General features: G+C 51.0%; 21 protein-coding genes. 14 read left to right on the forward strand and 7 right to left on the reverse strand.

All coding sequences use genetic code 11. The features are described 5' to 3' along the window. Positions 1–698, reverse strand: a 698-nt coding sequence (locus O71_RS14655; RefSeq protein WP_007658178.1) for a DnaB-like helicase N-terminal domain-containing protein, incomplete at its 3' end; no start/stop codon positions are given. A 134-nt stretch (positions 699–832) separates the two neighbouring features. On the opposite strand from O71_RS14655, the gene O71_RS27370 reads away from it, so the two are divergent. The 3 genes from O71_RS27370 to O71_RS14665 are packed head-to-tail and all read left to right on the forward strand — an operon-like array spanning position 833 to position 3,035. Beyond that, positions 833–1,048 carry a Mur ligase domain-containing protein gene (locus O71_RS27370; RefSeq protein ID WP_369750945.1) on the forward strand — a complete coding sequence of 72 codons (216 nt, stop codon included), beginning with the start codon at positions 833–835 and terminating at the stop codon, positions 1,046–1,048. Then, positions 1,045–2,211 (forward strand): UDP-N-acetylmuramate--L-alanine ligase, encoded by a 1,167-nt coding sequence (gene murC, locus O71_RS14660; RefSeq protein ID WP_369750946.1) that lies wholly within the window; start codon positions 1,045–1,047, stop codon positions 2,209–2,211. The genes O71_RS27370 and murC overlap by 4 nt, the downstream gene beginning before the upstream one ends. Positions 2,212–2,222: 11 nt before the next feature. Further along, on the forward strand, positions 2,223–3,035 hold the full coding sequence (locus O71_RS14665; protein ID WP_007658179.1) for a 3'-5' exonuclease: 813 nt from the start codon (positions 2,223–2,225) through the stop codon (positions 3,033–3,035). 146 nt (positions 3,036–3,181) lie between these two features. Here O71_RS14665 and O71_RS14670 read toward each other — a convergent pair whose 3' ends face one another. After that, complete coding sequence (locus O71_RS14670; protein WP_007658181.1) at positions 3,182–3,790, reverse strand: hypothetical protein; 609 nt, start codon at positions 3,788–3,790, stop codon at positions 3,182–3,184. A gap of 101 nt (positions 3,791–3,891) precedes the next feature. Further along, positions 3,892–4,605, reverse strand: coding sequence for a M48 family metallopeptidase (locus O71_RS14675; RefSeq protein ID WP_007658182.1), 714 nt, complete (start codon positions 4,603–4,605; stop codon positions 3,892–3,894). 387 nt (positions 4,606–4,992) lie between these two features. Between O71_RS14675 and O71_RS14680 the strand changes: the two genes are divergently transcribed. From O71_RS14680 to O71_RS14715, 8 genes are all read left to right on the forward strand, one after another. Continuing rightward, on the forward strand, positions 4,993–5,604 hold the full coding sequence (locus tag O71_RS14680) for a fumarylacetoacetate hydrolase family protein (protein ID WP_007658184.1): 612 nt from the start codon (positions 4,993–4,995) through the stop codon (positions 5,602–5,604). Continuing rightward, positions 5,591–7,483 carry a M23 family metallopeptidase gene (locus tag O71_RS26875; RefSeq protein WP_007658186.1) on the forward strand — a complete coding sequence of 631 codons (1,893 nt, stop codon included), beginning with the start codon at positions 5,591–5,593 and terminating at the stop codon, positions 7,481–7,483. The genes O71_RS14680 and O71_RS26875 overlap by 14 nt, the downstream gene beginning before the upstream one ends. 136 nt (positions 7,484–7,619) lie before the next feature. Continuing rightward, on the forward strand, positions 7,620–8,072 hold the full coding sequence (bcp, locus tag O71_RS14690; RefSeq protein WP_007658188.1) for a thioredoxin-dependent thiol peroxidase: 453 nt from the start codon (positions 7,620–7,622) through the stop codon (positions 8,070–8,072). Between the two features lie 209 nt (positions 8,073–8,281). Next, a complete protein-coding gene (locus O71_RS14695; protein WP_007658190.1) occupies positions 8,282–9,142 on the forward strand; it encodes a transketolase in 861 nt (286 codons plus the stop codon). Positions 9,143–9,155: 13 nt separating this feature from the next. Then, on the forward strand, positions 9,156–10,109 hold the full coding sequence (locus O71_RS14700; RefSeq protein ID WP_007658192.1) for a transketolase family protein: 954 nt from the start codon (positions 9,156–9,158) through the stop codon (positions 10,107–10,109). 127 nt (positions 10,110–10,236) lie between these two features. Beyond that, a complete protein-coding gene (locus O71_RS14705; RefSeq protein WP_007658194.1) occupies positions 10,237–10,776 on the forward strand; it encodes an RNA polymerase sigma factor in 540 nt (179 codons plus the stop codon). 43 nt (positions 10,777–10,819) lie between these two features. Next, positions 10,820–11,254: a hypothetical protein gene (locus O71_RS14710; RefSeq protein ID WP_007658196.1), complete on the forward strand. Its 435-nt coding sequence runs from the start codon at positions 10,820–10,822 to the stop codon at positions 11,252–11,254. A gap of 7 nt (positions 11,255–11,261) precedes the next feature. Further along, positions 11,262–11,708 (forward strand): hypothetical protein, encoded by a 447-nt coding sequence (locus O71_RS14715; protein ID WP_040574355.1) that lies wholly within the window; start codon positions 11,262–11,264, stop codon positions 11,706–11,708. Positions 11,709–11,831: 123 nt separating this feature from the next. Here O71_RS14715 and pepE read toward each other — a convergent pair whose 3' ends face one another. The 3 genes from pepE to O71_RS14730 form a co-directional block, all read right to left on the reverse strand. Beyond that, positions 11,832–12,566: a dipeptidase PepE gene (gene pepE / locus O71_RS14720; protein ID WP_007658200.1), complete on the reverse strand. Its 735-nt coding sequence runs from the start codon at positions 12,564–12,566 to the stop codon at positions 11,832–11,834. Between the two features lie 158 nt (positions 12,567–12,724). After that, positions 12,725–12,973, reverse strand: a complete 249-nt coding sequence (locus tag O71_RS14725; protein WP_007658202.1) for a hypothetical protein — start codon at positions 12,971–12,973, stop codon at positions 12,725–12,727. 81 nt (positions 12,974–13,054) lie between these two features. Next, positions 13,055–13,285, reverse strand: a complete 231-nt coding sequence (locus O71_RS14730; protein WP_101445357.1) for a hypothetical protein — start codon at positions 13,283–13,285, stop codon at positions 13,055–13,057. Positions 13,286–13,625: 340 nt separating this feature from the next. On the opposite strand from O71_RS14730, the gene O71_RS14735 reads away from it, so the two are divergent. After that, positions 13,626–14,717, forward strand: a complete 1,092-nt coding sequence (locus tag O71_RS14735; protein ID WP_007658206.1) for an MBL fold metallo-hydrolase — start codon at positions 13,626–13,628, stop codon at positions 14,715–14,717. A 62-nt stretch (positions 14,718–14,779) separates the two neighbouring features. Here the strand turns inward: O71_RS14735 and O71_RS24340 are convergent, their stop codons facing one another. Then, a complete protein-coding gene (locus O71_RS24340) occupies positions 14,780–14,956 on the reverse strand; it encodes a hypothetical protein (RefSeq protein WP_040574356.1) in 177 nt (58 codons plus the stop codon). Between the two features lie 199 nt (positions 14,957–15,155). On the opposite strand from O71_RS24340, the gene O71_RS14745 reads away from it, so the two are divergent. Both O71_RS14745 and O71_RS14750 read left to right on the forward strand, forming a co-directional pair. After that, entirely contained in the window at positions 15,156–15,965 is an 810-nt protein-coding gene (locus tag O71_RS14745; RefSeq protein ID WP_007658210.1) for an SDR family NAD(P)-dependent oxidoreductase, read from the forward strand. Between the two features lie 26 nt (positions 15,966–15,991). Beyond that, positions 15,992–16,331 (forward strand): aminotransferase class III-fold pyridoxal phosphate-dependent enzyme (locus O71_RS14750; RefSeq protein WP_007658212.1); only part of this gene is annotated, 340 nt, incomplete at its 3' end.

Genomic DNA, 16,331 nt, shown 5'->3' on the forward strand with positions numbered 1-16,331 from the left:
GGACGTGCTGCGAGAATAATCAAATCCGATTTTTGCCAGCCTGACGTTACGCGGTCCAGGGCGGTCATGCCGCTTGGCACACCGGTCAGACCATCAGTCTGCTTGCGCTTCTCCTCCAGTTCCTTGATGGCCTGGTGCATCAAAGAGCGCATATCGTCAAAGTTCTTGCGGATGTTCGACTCGGATACCTCGTAGAGTTTCGCCTCTGTCTTGTCGAGGAGTTCGAATACGTCGGTGGTATCTTCAAAAGCGCTCGAAAGCACCTCAGAGGAAATCGAAATCAGGTCGCGCTTGATCGAATTCTCCGTGATGATACGGGCGTGGTATTCGATGTTCGCCGCCGAGTTTACGCGGGTGGTCAGCTGCGTCACATAATAAGCACCGCCAGCCAGCTCCAGTTCGCCGTTTTCACGCAGTTCATGCGTTACGGTCAGAATATCGATTGGCTCTGACTTATCGAACAGGGCCAGAATCGCTTTAAAAATACGTTGGTGCGCCTCTTTGTAAAAAGAACTGGGGCGCAGAATGTCGATCACTGTGGTCAGCGCATCCTTCTCCAACATCAGAGCGCCTAGCACGGCCTCCTCCAAATCTAGTGCCTGCGGCGGTTTTTTACCCAACTCTGCCACGGCAGGGGCTTTTTTGGCCCAATTGCCACGGTTGCCAGTTGGCCGCACGTTCATTTTCATCTCCTCCATAAGCACAAATTTAAAAAGTAAGCCGTCCAAGTAATCCACAAATTACGGAAGATATCCACATATTAGCGTATAGCTATTTACATTTAACTTAGGAATTATAATTTTGTCGGTTCGCTAAATGGATAGCATGGATTATGGAGAGAACGGATTTTAAACATATTCACCTAATCGCCACGGGCGGTAGCATCATGCACAACCTGGCGCTGGCGCTGCATGACCAGGGTATAAAAGTGACGGGATCGGATGACGAGATCTACGAGCCGGCTAAAAGCCGCCTGGCTGCTGCAGGTATACTGCCGGCCGAGGAGGTTGGTTCCCGGAAAAACTGGATAGTAAACCTGATGCCGTGATTCTGGGGATGCACGCCCGCGCTGACAACCCGGAACTGCTGCGTGCGCAGGAACTGGGTATACCTGTCTACTCCTTCCCCGACTTCATTTACGAGCTGAGCAAAAACAAGCAGCGCATCGTGATCGGCGGCAGCCACGGCAAGACGTCCATCACCTCTATCATCATGCATGTGCTGCAGCATTGCGGCCGCCTGTTCGACTACGCTGTGGGTGCCCAGTTGCAAGGCTTTGACCGCATGGTGAAGCTCACAGAGGAGGCTCCGATCATCATCATCGAAGGCGACGAGTACCTCTCCGATCCGATCAAGCGTGTGCCGAAGTTCCACCTTTACCATCACCACATCGGGGTGATCAGCGGCATTAGCTGGGACCATATCAACGTTTTCCCGACGCCGGAGATATACCGCGACCAGTTCCGCATTTTCGCGGAGATGACGCCAAAGGCCGGTACCCTGATCTATAACCAGGATGATGAGCAGGTACAGCTGGTAGCCGTGCCGCGCAACCCGGCTGACATTGCCTACATCGGCTATACCGTGCATCCGCATAGCATCCGCAACGGCAAAACCATTCTGCATACCAAGAAAGAGGGCGATGTGGAGATTCCGCTATTCGGGGAGCACAACCTGCGCAACATCAGTGCGGCCAAGGAGGTCTGCAAAAAGATCGGCATCAAAGCGCATGATTTCTACGAGGCGCTTAAGACTTTCAAAGGAGCTGCCAAGCGCCTGGAGAAACTCGGCGAGAATAACAACTCGGTGATCTTCCGCGACTTCGCCCATGCTCCTTCCAAAGTAAAAGCAACGACGGAAGCCGTGAAAACACAGTACCCGCAGCGCAAGCTGGTGGCCTGCGTGGAGCTGCATACCTTCAGCAGCCTGAACAAGAACTTCCTGCCGCAGTATGCCGGCGCCCTTGACAAAGCCGATGTGCCAATTGTGTTCTTCAGCCCTAAAACGGTGGAGCATAAGCGCATGGAAATGCTGTCGGAAGAGGACCTGCGCAATGCTTTCGGTAATCCGCAGCTGCAGGTATTCACTGATTCTAACGCATTACTGGAGCACCTGAAAGGAATGGACTGGCAGAACGCCAACCTGCTGCTAATGAGCTCCGGCACTTATCAAAACCTTGACCTGGAGGCGCTCAAAAAAGCGGTTCTGTAAACCAACTCTGTATGAAGCTGAACCTGAAGCGCCCTATCGTATTTTTTGACCTCGAGACCACCGGCACCGACATTTGCAAAGACCGCATCGTCGAGATCAGTGTATTGAAAGTAAAACCAGACGGCGAAGAAATCCTCAAAACACGCCGCATCAATCCAACTGTGCCGATTCCCCTGGAGTCGAGTTTAATTCATAAAATCTACGACGAGGACGTAAAGGACTGCCCTACTTTCCAGCAGGTAGCGCGCAACCTGTACCAGTTCCTGGAGGGCTGTGACCTGGGTGGCTACAACCTGGTGCGCTTCGACATTCCTTTGCTGGCTGAGGAGTTTCTGCGGGCAGGTATAGACTTCGACATTGACAACCGCCACGTAGTGGACGCATGCCGCATTTTCCATATGATGGAGAAACGCACGCTATCAGCCGCCTATAAGTACTACTGCGACAAAACGCTGGAGAATGCACACAGTGCTGAGGCTGACACCGTGGCGACTTACCACATTCTGAAAGCACAGCTGGAGCGTTACGAGAACACAGTGGTGGAAGTAGCCGAAGGCATAGAGGAAACGCCTATTCAGAATGACATGGCGCAACTGCACAAGTTCACCTTTGAGAAATCCGCTGACCTGGCCGGCCGCATTGTATACAACAACGCCGGGCAGGAAGTATTTAACTTTGGCAAGCATCGCAATGTGCCCGTAGAGGAAGTGCTCAGCAAAGAGCCAAGCTACTACGACTGGATGATGAAAGGCGACTTCCCGCTGTACACCAAAAAGATCCTCACCCGCATCCGACTACGGAATATGCAGAGCAGTGTGTCTTAAATCTTTATATAGGCCCCCTACCACAAGGATTTATAGTCTTAAAAGATTTTCAGGATTTCAGATGACTTAGATCCCATCAATTATAAAAAAGAGCGGGCTGCCAGAAATCTGGCAGCCCGCTCTTTTTAGGGTAGCTGTCTCCCGGACTAATTCTGTCCTGAGTTCTTCAGCCTGACACCTTGCAGTAGATTATTGCCTTCCTGCACCTTGTGGCGGCAGTCGTAGCCAGCGGCACGGATCGAGCACTGACAGCCGGTGATCCGGTTGTCCTCGAAGGTAAAGTAACAGAAGTCGCAACCGGCTGTGGCTTCGCAAATGTGCTTCATCGACTTGCTGCTCAGGTATAGGCTATTGTCTGAAGACACATCCAACTCCAGTGCCATAGAGCGGAAAGAGCCGTTGTGTATCCCCAAACCTACCAGATAGTAGGTAGCAGGCAGCTTTTTGTTGTCCTGCACCTTATGGATCGTCACTTTATTCACCACCGTTCCGTTTCCAAACTCCTTTATAAAAGGCTGTATCAACTCCTGCTGCGGCACCACAAAGTCAATCTCGTCAAACACCACCTGCGCCAACAATTGCCCGTCATACTTTGGTCCGGCCTCCTCGTCAAGCGGCTCCTCCTCACTTTCTTCGGGGAAAGCTTCGCGGCGGGTACAGCCAGCGGCTACAAGTAGGATCAGGGACAAGGCCAGCGACCAGCGCAGGCAGGTCAGCAGCAGGTGCCGGCCATTGGCTAAGGGTGATGCAGTCATGTAGGTTTATCGGGTTAGTGATTATTTCTTGTAGTACTTCAGCGCTTCCGGCATATAGCTCTGCAGGTTAGCGCGACGCGTACCGGCACTCGGGTGCGTGCTCAGGAACTCCGGTGGTGCCTGACCGCCAGACTTAGCTCCATGCGCTCCCAGAAAGGTATAGCTGCCTGTGGATCGTAGCCGGCCATCGCCATAAAGATCAATCCCAAACGGTCGGCTTCGCTCTCCTGGTTACGGCCATACTTAAGCAGACCCAGTGTTGATCCGGCGCCATAGGCTGTCATGATCAATTGCTGTGCTACACCTGGCTGCGTACCAGCCAGGGCAGAAAGCGTCTGGCCGCCAAACTGCTGGGCCAATTGCTGGCTCATGCGCTCGTTGCTGTGCTTGGCTATGGCGTGGGCGATCTCGTGTCCCATCACTACGGCCAAACCGGTTTCGTTCTGAGCAATCGGTAGTATACCTGTGTAAGTCACCGTCTTACCACCGGCCATGGCCCAGGCATTCACTTGTTCATCCTCGATCAGGTTGTGCTCCCAAGCGAAGCCCTGCAATTGGTCTGACATTCCGTTTGCAGCCATATACTGCTCCACGGCACGCTGAATGCGCTGACCGGTACGCTTCACCATGGCTGTGGCCTGTGCGTCGCGTGAGAGCTTGTTCTCTTTCAGGAACTGGTCGTAGGCGTCGTAACTCATTTGCATCATCTGCGCGTCTGACACGAGACTCAGCTGTCTGCGGCCTGTGATTGGCACCGTCGTACAGGCGACCATCATCACTGCCGCTATCGAAAAGGCAATTAACTTCTTGTACATAGTTTTAAAATTTAATGACTCTTAAAAAGGCTTTTCAAATTTTGAACCAATTTTTAGGAATCAAGATAGTGTGGATCATTTAATATGATAAAATTACTATACTTTAACCGATAAAACAAAGTGCAACCTGTCACAAAACCGCAGCCTGCCACCTTGTCCGGTCTAGATTAGGTATACGAACGCTATATTATAAAATGTTGTAAGCGCCATGAACACAATAAAGCGGACCTTCTCTTGTTAAAGTATAAAAAAGGCCTGCAATAAATTCGGCCGTGGGCTCACAGAAAAAATTGTTCTGAAACTGATTCTTTTTGCGGAATTATGCTGAACTAAAACTGCAGATAGCCTATTTTTGAGAATCGATAAAGAAAACGCCCTTAATCTTTTATGAAAATTATAGCCATCGGCCGTAATTATGCCGACCATATTGCCGAACTCAAAAACGAAGTACCAGACGAGCCGGTGATCTTCTTCAAGCCTGACACGGCCATTCTGCGCAATAACGATCCTTTTTACTATCCGGAGTACAGCCAGGACATCCACCACGAGGTAGAACTGATTCTGCGCATCAGCCGCGAAGGCAAGAACATCGACAAAAAGTTTGCCCACAAGTATTACGACGCCATCGGCTTAGGCATAGACTTCACGGCCCGCGACCTGCAGGCCAAGGCCAAAGCTAAGGGTCTGCCCTGGACGCTGGCAAAAGGCTTTAACGGTTCTGCCCCGGTGTCGGAGTTTGTGCCGCTTGAGCAGTTTGAGGACCTGCAGGATATTAAGTTCCGCCTCGATGTAAACGGTGAGACGAAGCAGCAGGGCAACTCGAAGATGATGTTGAACACCTTTGACGACATCATCGCCTATATCTCCCGCTTCATCACCCTGAAGAAAGGCGATATTATCTTTACAGGTACGCCTGAGGGAGTTGGTCCGGTGCAGATCGGCGACAGATTGGAAGGCTATGTTGAAGATAATAAACTACTTGATTTTGAAATTAAATAAGCGCCTGGCGCTCCTTTTCGCTTACGTTTTTACCACCCTTGCAGCAGCTGCTCAACCAGCACCGGAACAAGGCTACTTTATGTTTCCCATTAAGCCGGGAATGCGCAACTACTTGTCGGGCTCCATGGGTGAGATACGCTCCACTCACTTCCATGGCGGACTTGACATCAAGACCGACCAACGGGAAGGCCTGTCGGTATACGCTGCCGCAGACGGATATATTTCGCGTGTAAAGATGTCTACCTACGGATATGGCAACATCATTTATGTCACGCACCCCAACGGCCTCACCACCACCTACTCGCATTTGCTGGCCTTTTATGATCCCCTGGCAGACTATATCCTGCAGAAACAGTACGAGAAAGAAACCTTTGAAATAGAGCTGTTTCCCGAGAAGAACCTGTTTCCGGTGAAGAAAGGGCAAATCATCGCTTTGTCCGGTAACACAGGGGGCTCCGGCGGCCCGCACCTGCACTTTGAGATTCGCGACTCCGAAGACCGTCTGTACAACCCGCTGCGCTGGGGATTCAAGGAGATTATCGACACGACGCCGCCCGACCTGCTTGGTTTAGGTATACAGCCGCTCAACATCTATGCCCGCATCAATCAGGAGTTTGCTCGTCGGGAGTATACTCCAAAGAAAACCAATGGCGTCCATACCTTGCCGGACACGGTGTTTGCGCATGGCCTGATCGGCTTTGAGCTGCAGACCATCGACCGCTACGACGATACCCAGAACCGTAACGGTACGCAGGATGTGACCGTGTATGTGAACGACAAACAGGTATACAACCACCACATTGACCGCGTACCCTTTGAGCTCTCGAAGCAGGTATCGCAACACGTGAACTATGGTGTGTACCGTCGCACAGGGCGCACCTTCCAGAAAGCCTATGTGGACTACGGCAATGACCTGCCACTCTATACCGCGCCTCAAAACAGGGGCAGGTTAAATGTGCAGGCTGACTCGATCTATCATGTGCGACTGGTAGCGAAAGACACTTACAACAATGCCTCTACCCTGACCTTTGTAGTAAAGGGACAGAAACCGAGCTTCACGCAGGCGACAAACGGCAAGGTAACCAAGCCACAGCTAAGCTACGAGATCGTCGGCAACATCTTAAAAGTGAATGCCTCGGATACCTCCGCCACCCCACGCAACGTGGAGATGGTGGTCAATAACCAGCGACTAACGCTGGTACCAAGCTATACCAAAGGCGCTGCCTCGGTGAGCTTATATGACATGCGCGGCGGTTTGCCTGAGTCGCTGGAGTACTGCGGCACTTCCACCCCACTCGACCTGCAGGCAAGTATACCTGCGGGGCAGGAGCACAGCTTCAGCAACCGCGACATGACCATCCGCTTCGCAAAGGAGAGCCTGTACGACACGCTATACCTGCAAGCAAAAAAAGAAGGCGATGTCTATACCATCGGCGATTATTTTACGCCATTGCATAAGCCTATCAAAGTGACCATTACACCTAGTACGCCGGTAACAGACAAGAGCAAAGCCGCTGTTTATTATCTGGGCCTGGGCAAAGGACGCGGTATGCTGGGCGGCGCCTGGGACGGCAACAGCATTACCTTCTCAGCTAGGGCAATGGGTAAGTTCAAGGTGCTCGAGGACGTAAAGGCCCCAACGATCAAGCTGCTTAGCAAAAGTCCGACACAGATCAGGTTCAGGATTGGCGATGACCTGTCAGGCATCAACTCTTTCCGCTGCGAGGTAAACGGCAAGTGGTTGCTAATGAAATACGAGCATAAAACTGCCACCATATACTCCGAAAAATTAGATAAAAGCATACCTTTGTCAGGTAAAGTGGTTTTGAAGGTAAAAGACAACGCCGGAAACGAAGCTGAGTTTACGACCACCATCTAAAACCAGGTTACTCTACGCAATGGTTTTACTTGCGAAAGACAACCTGTAAAGGACATTACCTACTGGATGATACTGAAAAAGGCTGAAGGTGCAAGGTATAGCGTATACCTGCGTCATCAGCAAAATACAGAAACCCATGGAACTGAAAATCGGAGACAAGGCGCCTGAGTTTGAGGCGCAAGACCAAAGCGGCAATACCGTAAAGCTGAGCGACTACCGCGGCAAAAAAGTGGTGCTCTATTTCTACCCGAAAGACAATACCCCTGGCTGCACCGCCCAAAGCTGTAACCTGCGCGACAACTACAGTGCCCTGCGGGCCCAAGGCTACGAGGTGATTGGCGTGAGCATCGACAGTGAGAAGTCGCACCAGAATTTTATCAGCAAATACGAACTGCCTTTTACACTGCTGGCCGACACCGATAAAAAGATAGTAGAGCAGTACGGTGTGTGGCAAGAGAAATCGATGTATGGCCGCAAGTACATGGGCACGATGCGCTATACCTTCGTCATCGACGAGGAGGGCACCATCACCGACATCATCACAAAAGTGAAAACGGCCGACCACGCCGCCCAGATTTTGAAAAAGTAACGCAAAGCGCAGTCGTCCGAAAAGGCGGCTGCGCTTTTTTCGTTGTATATTTGCTCTATCAAAAGAGAAACAGGACCATGGCTACAGCAAGTCAGGTATAGCCCGACCCAATCGCTGTGGAGAAACACTTTGGTGGTTATTTTGAATCAAAAATTTAACTATCAACAATTTAAAAAATTAACAATCAACAATTTAACAATTCATATATCGTGAACCCACACAACAAAAGCATCGACGAGCTGAAGCAAATTGCCTCGCAGGTACGTCGTGATATCGTGCGCATGGTGCATGCGGTAAACTCGGGCCACCCAGGCGGCTCGCTTGGCTGCACGGACTATTTCGTGTCGCTCTATTTCCGCGTGATGAACTACAAGCCATCTCCATTTAACATGGACGGTGAAGGCGAAGATCTATTTTTCCTTTCCAACGGCCACATCTCACCAGTATGGTACAGTGTGTTGGCTCGCGCTGGCTTCTTTGAGGTGTCCGAACTGGCTACCTTCCGCAAGATCAACTCTCGTTTGCAAGGTCACCCAGCCACTGAAGAAGGCCTTCCGGGTATTCGTGTAGCGTCTGGCTCACTGGGTCAGGGTCTGTCGGTGGCAGTTGGTGCCGCACAAACCAAAAAGCTCAACAAGGATAACAACCTGGTGTATGTGCTGATGGGTGACGGCGAACTGGGCGAAGGTCAGGTATGGGAAGCAGCCATGTATGCTGCCCACAACAAAGTAGACAACCTGATCGCGACCGTGGACCGCAACTACCAGCAGATCGACGGTGGTACGGAAGAGGTACTGGCGCTGGGCGACCTGCGTGCTAAGTTCGAAGCATTCGGCTGGCATGTATTGGAGGCTGACGGTAACAACTTTGAGACTTTGCTGCCTGCTTTGGAAGATGCCAAAAGAGCCACTGGAAACGGTAAGCCTGTCATGATTCTGATGAACACAGAAATGGGCTTTGGCGTGGACTTTATGATGGGTTCGCACAAATGGCATGGTGTAGCACCAAACGACGAGCAGCTGGAAATAGCACTTCAGCAACTGGCAGTAGAGCAAGCTTCAGATTACTAAGGAAAACACAGAGATGAAAGAATATACATATTCAGAAAAAAAAGACACCCGTTCTGGTTTTGGCGCTGGCTTGCTGGAGTTGGGTCGCACTAACGAGAACGTAGTAGCCCTTTGTGCTGACCTGATCGGTTCGCTTAAAATGGACGCGTTCAAAAAGGAGTTCCCAGAGCGCTTCTACCAGGTAGGTATAGCTGAGGCCAACATGATGGGTCTGGCAGCAGGTATGACCATTGGTGGAAAAATCCCGTTCACCGGAACATTCGCTAACTTCTCGACTGGCCGCGTGTACGACCAGATTCGTCAGTCCATCGCCTACTCAGGCAAGAACGTGAAAATATGTGCTTCGCACGCCGGTTTGACACTGGGCGAAGACGGTGCCACGCACCAGATCCTGGAAGATGTGGGTATGATGAAAATGCTGCCGCACATGACCGTGATCAACCCATGCGACTTCAACCAGACCAAGGCAGCCACCATCGCAATTGCCGAGCATGAGGGTCCGGTATACCTGCGCTTCGGTCGTCCTGCTGTTCCTAACTTCACCCCTGCCGACCAGAAGTTCGAGATCGGCAAAGCGGTGATGCTGAACGAGGGTACGGATGTTACCATCATCGCCACTGGTCACCTGGTATGGAAAGCCATTGAGGCGGGTCATAAGCTGGCTGAGAAAGGTATCAACGCCGAGATCATCAACATCCACACCATCAAGCCGCTTGACGACGAGGCTATCCTGAAGTCGGTTGGCAAGACCAAGTGCGTGGTAACCGCCGAAGAGCACCAGATGAACGGTGGATTGGGTGACTCTGTGGCGCAACTGCTGGGCCGCCAGCTGCCTGCCCCACTGGAAATGGTAGCCGTGAACGACTCTTTCGGCGAGTCTGGCACACCAGACCAGTTAATGGAGAAGTATGGCCTGAGCACCGAAAACATTGTGGCCGCCGCCGAGCGCGTGATGAGCCGCAAATAATACGAAGCTATACCTTAGCTTTTTATAAAAAGAGAGGCTGCACTGTTAAAGTGCGGCCTCTTTTATTTTTATGGACTATATTGCATATTCAGACAGGTTCAATCGCCCTGCCCCTGCTACCTGACACGTGGAAGACAAAGAGATCCTAGAAAAATTCGCTAACCCTGATAGCCGTAATCTGGCCTTCAACCAGCTTATCCGGAAGTACCAGCAAAAAATTTACTGGCACGTTCGGAAGATGGTGATTGACCATGACGACGCCGATGACCTCACGCAGGAGGTTTTCATCAAGGTATGGAAGAATCTGGAGAATTTCCGGCAGGATGCGCAGCTTTATACCTGGCTCTATCGTATCGCCACCAACGAGTGCCTTACCTTCCTTTCGAGTAAGCGCAAAAAATTCTTTTTACCCATAAACGATGTGGCCGCAGAGCTCACCGAGAAGATCGACTCCTCTCCCAGCATTGATGGGGACGAGATCCAGCTCAAACTTCAAAAGGCTTTGCTGAGACTCCCTGACAAGCAAAGGCTGGTCTTCAACATGAAGTATTACGACGAACTTAAGTACGAGGAAATCTCTGAAATCCTGGGCACATCAGTGGGTGCTTTGAAGGCATCTTATCATCATGCCGTAAAAAAAATTGAAGAATTTATTAAACAAGATTAAACTATAGAGCGCTACCGCTATCTAACTGATAAGTACATTGAATATGAAAAACGATTTTAAACTAAGCGACCTGCCCAAGCGCAACATCTACGAGGTGCCGGATAAGTACTTCGACAGACTGCCTGCGCAGATCATGGAGCGCACCGCTGGCGCCGGGTATAGCCCTGCGCCCTGGTATGCAGCCGCCTGGAAGCCGCTCAAGCTGGCTATGGCTCCTCTGGTGTTACTACTGGTCGCAGGTATCGTGTACTTCTCGCAACTGCGTCAGGAAAAAGAGGAACCGGGTGTTGTGCTGGCTACCGTTGGCGACGAAGCGATCATGGATTACCTAAGCACTTACGCTGTGCTGGAGAGTTCTGATTTTGCCGATATGACTACACTATCTAACCCTGAAATGACAGCCGAGTTTTTGAACGTGAGCTCAACAGCTGCCGAAGAGGAACTAGAATATTACCGATTGGATACGATTGACTACTAATTCACACATGAAAAGATTGCCCTGTATTTTACTTCTTTTTTGCGCTTTCACGTTTGGCAGCACGGCAGCCATGGCTCAGTCGGGCCGCCCGCAGGACAAAAACGTAGAAGCCGCCAAAGTGGCCTTCCTGACTGACAAGATGGAACTGACCGCCGAACAATCGCAAAAGTTCTGGCCGCTTTACAACGAGTACGAAACCAAGCGTCGCGAACTGGTTCGCTCCTACCGCAGCGGTTACCGCGAAGACGTGGACCAACTGAGTGATCAGGAAGCGAAAGCCCGTCTGGACGGCATGTTCAGCACCCGCGAAAGAGAACTGGAGCTGGAGAAGGAATATGTGGCACGTTACCAGCGTGTGATCTCTTCTAACCAGATCATCAAACTCTACCGCAGTGAGCGCGAGTTTACAAAGCTCCTCCTCAAAAAGCTGGAGGCCAACAACAAAGCACAGTAGTTTTTTTTGAATAGATAATTATAGTGAGAACAGCAAAAGGACCTGGCATTTTGCCTTGTTTTTTTCAGCAAAAAGCCCCTGCTATACCATTAGCAGGGGCTTTGCATTTTTCCGGGCTTGTGCTTAGTAAGCCTCCAGCAGAAAGCTGATATCATCGGTCGGCTTAAACTCCATTGCTGGCTTCCCCTGCAGGAAGATGCGCGCTGAGTGTGGGCCCAGCAGGTTTATTTTCTCCCCTTTTATACGTAGCATGCTGCCTTCCCGCAAACCAACTACAGGCTGACGATTGTGCACATGAAACTCCTGAATGCGGGTTTCACGAGTCTCGCCCATGTGTGTCGAGTCAGGAAGCGGATCAAGATAGTGTGGGTTGATGTTGAAAGGCACGAGTTGCAGCGCATCAAATGATTTCGGGAACACGATCGGCATATCGTTGGTCGTACCGATTGTTTTGCCTGCCACATTGGTTCCAGCGCTGGTGCCCATGTATGGCATACCCTGCTCGACCCGCTTCTGCAGTGGTTCGATTATTTTGTTGGCATAAAGCTGACGCAGCAACAAAAACGTATTGCCTCCGCCTATAAACACTGCTTCAGCCTGCTCTACTGCTGCAACCGCATTCTCCGCCTCATGCACGCCGCTTAACCTGATGCCCATCGCTTCAAATGCTTCGCGTGCTTTGGCAGAATAATCAGTATGGGAAATGCCACCCGGACGGGCATAAGGGATAAACAGGATGCTCTTGCGGTCACCCAGCAGTTCTTTTATCTCATTCTGGCAGTGCTCCAGGTAGCCAGTGCCGTGGGTGGTTGATGTGCTGATTAACAGAATATCTTTCTTTGGTAGGGCTTTTTTCATTTGTCTGTATTTTAGAAGATACGAGTCCCGTATACCTGCAAAAGTATCAAATTCCGGCGAACCCCTCTCCTTTCAGCTTTTATTCAGTTGCTATACCTGTCCAGATCAGCTGTATAAACAAAGCATACCTATACCCATTCTTGCTGCTATACCTGTTATCAGGTCTTCACTCTTAGCTTGATCGTTTCCAGGTAAGGATCCAGGGAGGCTTTGTTGGTGAGGGCGCGCACCAGTCCGATGGTTTTAAGATCGTATAGGAACCACACCTCCACGTAGTAATTATGAAACCAGTACAAATCAATTTTACACCATCCGCGGATGATGTGATGCAGGTATCGCCCTTGCTCCAACACCAATGCGGCCTGCTCCCGGGGCGAAAGCGAATTAAACTCAGTAATATTCAACATAGATCTACTCCATACCTTTGGCAATGAAAAAAGGCTGCCGGGGCAGCCTTTTGGTTAACGAAAATATCAGCGGTTTTGATATTAATTCAAATGTAGGGTGTATAACTCAAACCTGGTGGAGGCAAAACTCCAGTGCGAAGAAGAAGGATGAATCTCGACACCGTCCTCATCCATGATTGTCACGGCAAAGCCGTCACCCTGGTTGAGGGGCTCGGTAAAGTGCTTCACAGGATACACTCTCCCTTCCTCGATCCATTCTTCCGGTTCGAAAGCCGGCATCGACGCATCCACACACTTCGCGTAGACAGCCATATAGCTTGGGGGAACAAATAAATTTACCATGTGTATGTAACGTTTTCAGAAAGATAAATAATTCCTGCCAATCAGGAAACATTGCCCACATTAAATTTAGTGAAGGCCTGCATAGAATTAAACACAAAAAGTGTGCCTTTGTTTGGCATGACACCTGCATCTGCACTAAGTTCTTTTCTGCACCATATTGTCAGCAAAAGCAGCTGGCTGACACGGCAATTGTGGCAGTTAACCAAGCTAAGGCCTAATATGCCTGTCTACTGTAGCCAATTACGACGGCAGCCGTACTATAGTATTCCGCCCGTAATATCATTTCACAAATAAAAAATGGTGCATGCCTATGGAAACTACTTATCGTACCTCAACACACGAAAGCAAACAGGCTTTTCCAGTTGCTCCGGGAGTTTGGGGACTTAAGACTGTCTTTGTCAATCTCTTCTTTATCACCTCCCAGGATGGTTCCTGGGTGTTGGTAGATGCCGGTGTGTACGGTGCCGCTCCCAAGATCAGGAGTGTGGTGGATGAGCTGTTTGGCGGGGAGCGTCCCAAAGCCATTCTGCTCACGCACGGCCACTTCGATCACATTGGGGCTCTAAAAGAGCTGGCCCACGACTGGGATGTGCCAGTCTATGCCCACCCCCTCGAAATGCCCTACCTGAATGGCAAGTCGTCTTATCCACCACCAGACCCAAGTGTAGGCGGTGGCGGTATGGCTTACATGTCATTCCTATACCCCAAAAAGCCGATAGACATCCACGAGAACCTCGAGCTGCTGCCAACCGACGGCTCCGTGCCCGGTCTGCCAGACTGGCGCTGGATCCATACGCCGGGGCACACAGCCGGACATGTTTCCTTCTTCCGTGAAAATGACCGCGTGTTGCTGGCGGGCGACGCCTTCATAACGCGGCACGGCGAGTCGATGCTGGCTGTGATGACGCAGAAACGTGAAGTGCATGGGCCACCCAAATACTATACCTCCGACTGGGGCGCGGCGCATCATTCCGTGGAAAAGCTCATGGAGCTGAATCCGAGTGTGGCTGCCACAGGGCATGGTTTGCCTATGGAGGGTGCACAGCTAATGCAGCAGCTTGAAAGCCTGGTAAAGGACTTCTGGTCTGTGGCTGTACCCGGGCATGGCCGCTACGTGCACGAGCCCGCTATTGCTGATGAGCAAGGGGTGCTCTCTGTGCCGCCTGCTCCGGACAACACCATCCCCAAGGTACTGGCCGCCACTGGTCTTGTCGCTCTGGCAGGTGTAGCGCTGGTAGCATACTCCCGCCGCAATCACAAAACTAGCAAAGGAAAGAAAACATCACCCGCTATGAGAGAGCGGCCTTTCTCACACAACAGGCCGTTGCAAGGTATACCGCCTACCGTGCCAGCCACCCTGGAGGAAGATGATCCGCATGCACATACCAACAATTACCCATAGACGAGAAAGGCCGGGAGCAAACGCTTCCGGCCTTTCTTCTATACCTTTTTGATTCTAATTATTTATTTGCCTCTTCCGGAGCCGCTTTTCTTGCCGCCTCCGTCCTGTTTGTTTACAGTAGCCCAGGCTCGCTTCTCAGCTTCGTCGTGGCTCACGCCTTTCTTTTCATAGCTTTCTTCAATATGCTCTGCTTTGCGTTTTTGCTTATCTGTGTAAGATGATTTATCTCCTTGTGGCATTTGATCCTCCTTTTTAAAGTTCAACATATAAAGCCGGTATCCTTTACCAGCCTTCCATTTTTATACGCAAGGCAGGCAGGCAAGTATAAATGATATCCGGGGTAAAGTTGGAAAACCCGACAGCGCCCATTTTTCCGGCTTGCTACAAATTACTGCAGCGATTGAGCCTTATTCACGTTATGATAGAGAAAAATAAGCTATGGAACAGGTACAGTATAACTTTCAGGACAAGGTGGCGCTTGTGACTGGCGGCACATCAGGTATAGGCCTGGCCACCGCTCAACTGCTGGCAAAGTCAGGAGCACAGGTTATTGTGACAGGTCGCGATAAAGAACGTGGAGACACTGCACTAGCTACCTTCCCTTCGTCCACGCTTCAACCCGTCTACATACAAACCGACAACAGCAATAACGACACGATCTTCGCGCTCTTTCATGAGATACAAAACAGGTTCGGTCGCCTGGACATAGCCGTGAACAATGCTGCCCAGGAGTCAGGTATAGGCAAACCCCTGCATGAGTTTGAACCACATGAATATGAGGATGCCATGGGGGCCAACTTGCGCGGCGTATGGCTTTGCATGAAGCAGGAAATAAAGCTGATGCTCGAACAGAAACCCTCGGGAGGAGCCATTGTCAACGTGGCCAGTGTCAACGGACTGGGAGGAGCTGCCATGGGTTCGCTTTACTCAGCAGCCAAGGCGGCAATCATTGCGCTTGCAAAATCAGCCGCCCAGGAGGTGGCAACTGCCAATATCCGGATCAATGTGCTTGCTCCTGGTGCTCACCGCACACCCATGCTGCAAAAGGCATTTGAGTCGCAGGTAAACGGAGACCAAACTAAAGTACCGGAAATTGAGCAGATGTACCTTTCATATATCCCTCAAAAAAGAATTGCAGACCCGCAGGAGGCAGCTGCCGCCATACTCTGGCTCTGCTCAGACGCAGCGAGTTACATCACCGGCCAGACCACGATAGTAGACGGAGGTATGAGTGCCATGCTGCGATAGCTTCCAAAATTGCCTACCTTTGCGGCATGGTATCATTGAGACAGCTGTTTTTGCAGCATCAGGCACAGACAAGCGACTTTCCGCTGATGATCGAGGTGGAGAAGGCAGAGGGGGTTTACATGTATGGCAGCGAAGGCCATCGCTACATTGACCTTATTTCAGGTATAGGCGTGAGCAACGTGGGGCACCGGCACCCAAAGGTACTGCGGGCCATACATGACCAGCTCGACCGCTACATGCACCTGATGGTATACGGGGAGTTTGTGCAGGCGCCGCAGGTACAGCTGGCCCATGCCCTGAGCGGCACACTGCCTGATCGACTCAACAACACCTACCTGCTCAACTCCGGGGCGGAGGCTGTGGAAG

It is taken from the genome of Pontibacter sp. BAB1700 (genome assembly GCF_000277005.1).
GTDB lineage: Bacteria > Bacteroidota > Bacteroidia > Cytophagales > Hymenobacteraceae > Pontibacter > Pontibacter lucknowensis.

What these genes read in the sequence shown, in the direction of transcription:
- O71_RS14675 (WP_007658182.1), bottom strand. Translation starts at nt 4,605, where the DNA reads ATGTACAAGAAGTTAATTGCCTTTTCGATAGCGGCAGTGATGATGGTC.
- O71_RS24340 (WP_040574356.1), bottom strand. Translation starts at nt 14,956, where the DNA reads ATGCCACAAGGAGATAAATCATCTTACACAGATAAGCAAAAACGCAAA.
- O71_RS14700 (WP_007658192.1), top strand. Translation starts at nt 9,156, where the DNA reads ATGAAAGAATATACATATTCAGAAAAAAAAGACACCCGTTCTGGTTTT.
- O71_RS14665 (WP_007658179.1), top strand. Translation starts at nt 2,223, where the DNA reads ATGAAGCTGAACCTGAAGCGCCCTATCGTATTTTTTGACCTCGAGACC.
- O71_RS14715 (WP_040574355.1), top strand. Translation starts at nt 11,262, where the DNA reads ATGAAAAGATTGCCCTGTATTTTACTTCTTTTTTGCGCTTTCACGTTT.
- O71_RS14725 (WP_007658202.1), bottom strand. Translation starts at nt 12,973, where the DNA reads ATGTTGAATATTACTGAGTTTAATTCGCTTTCGCCCCGGGAGCAGGCC.
- pepE (WP_007658200.1), bottom strand. Translation starts at nt 12,566, where the DNA reads ATGAAAAAAGCCCTACCAAAGAAAGATATTCTGTTAATCAGCACATCA.
- O71_RS14670 (WP_007658181.1), bottom strand. Translation starts at nt 3,790, where the DNA reads ATGACTGCATCACCCTTAGCCAATGGCCGGCACCTGCTGCTGACCTGC.
- O71_RS14710 (WP_007658196.1), top strand. Translation starts at nt 10,820, where the DNA reads ATGAAAAACGATTTTAAACTAAGCGACCTGCCCAAGCGCAACATCTAC.
- bcp (WP_007658188.1), top strand. Translation starts at nt 7,620, where the DNA reads ATGGAACTGAAAATCGGAGACAAGGCGCCTGAGTTTGAGGCGCAAGAC.
- O71_RS27370 (WP_369750945.1), top strand. Translation starts at nt 833, where the DNA reads ATGGAGAGAACGGATTTTAAACATATTCACCTAATCGCCACGGGCGGT.
- O71_RS14745 (WP_007658210.1), top strand. Translation starts at nt 15,156, where the DNA reads ATGGAACAGGTACAGTATAACTTTCAGGACAAGGTGGCGCTTGTGACT.
- O71_RS14680 (WP_007658184.1), top strand. Translation starts at nt 4,993, where the DNA reads ATGAAAATTATAGCCATCGGCCGTAATTATGCCGACCATATTGCCGAA.
- O71_RS14735 (WP_007658206.1), top strand. Translation starts at nt 13,626, where the DNA reads ATGGAAACTACTTATCGTACCTCAACACACGAAAGCAAACAGGCTTTT.
- O71_RS14730 (WP_101445357.1), bottom strand. Translation starts at nt 13,285, where the DNA reads ATGGCTGTCTACGCGAAGTGTGTGGATGCGTCGATGCCGGCTTTCGAA.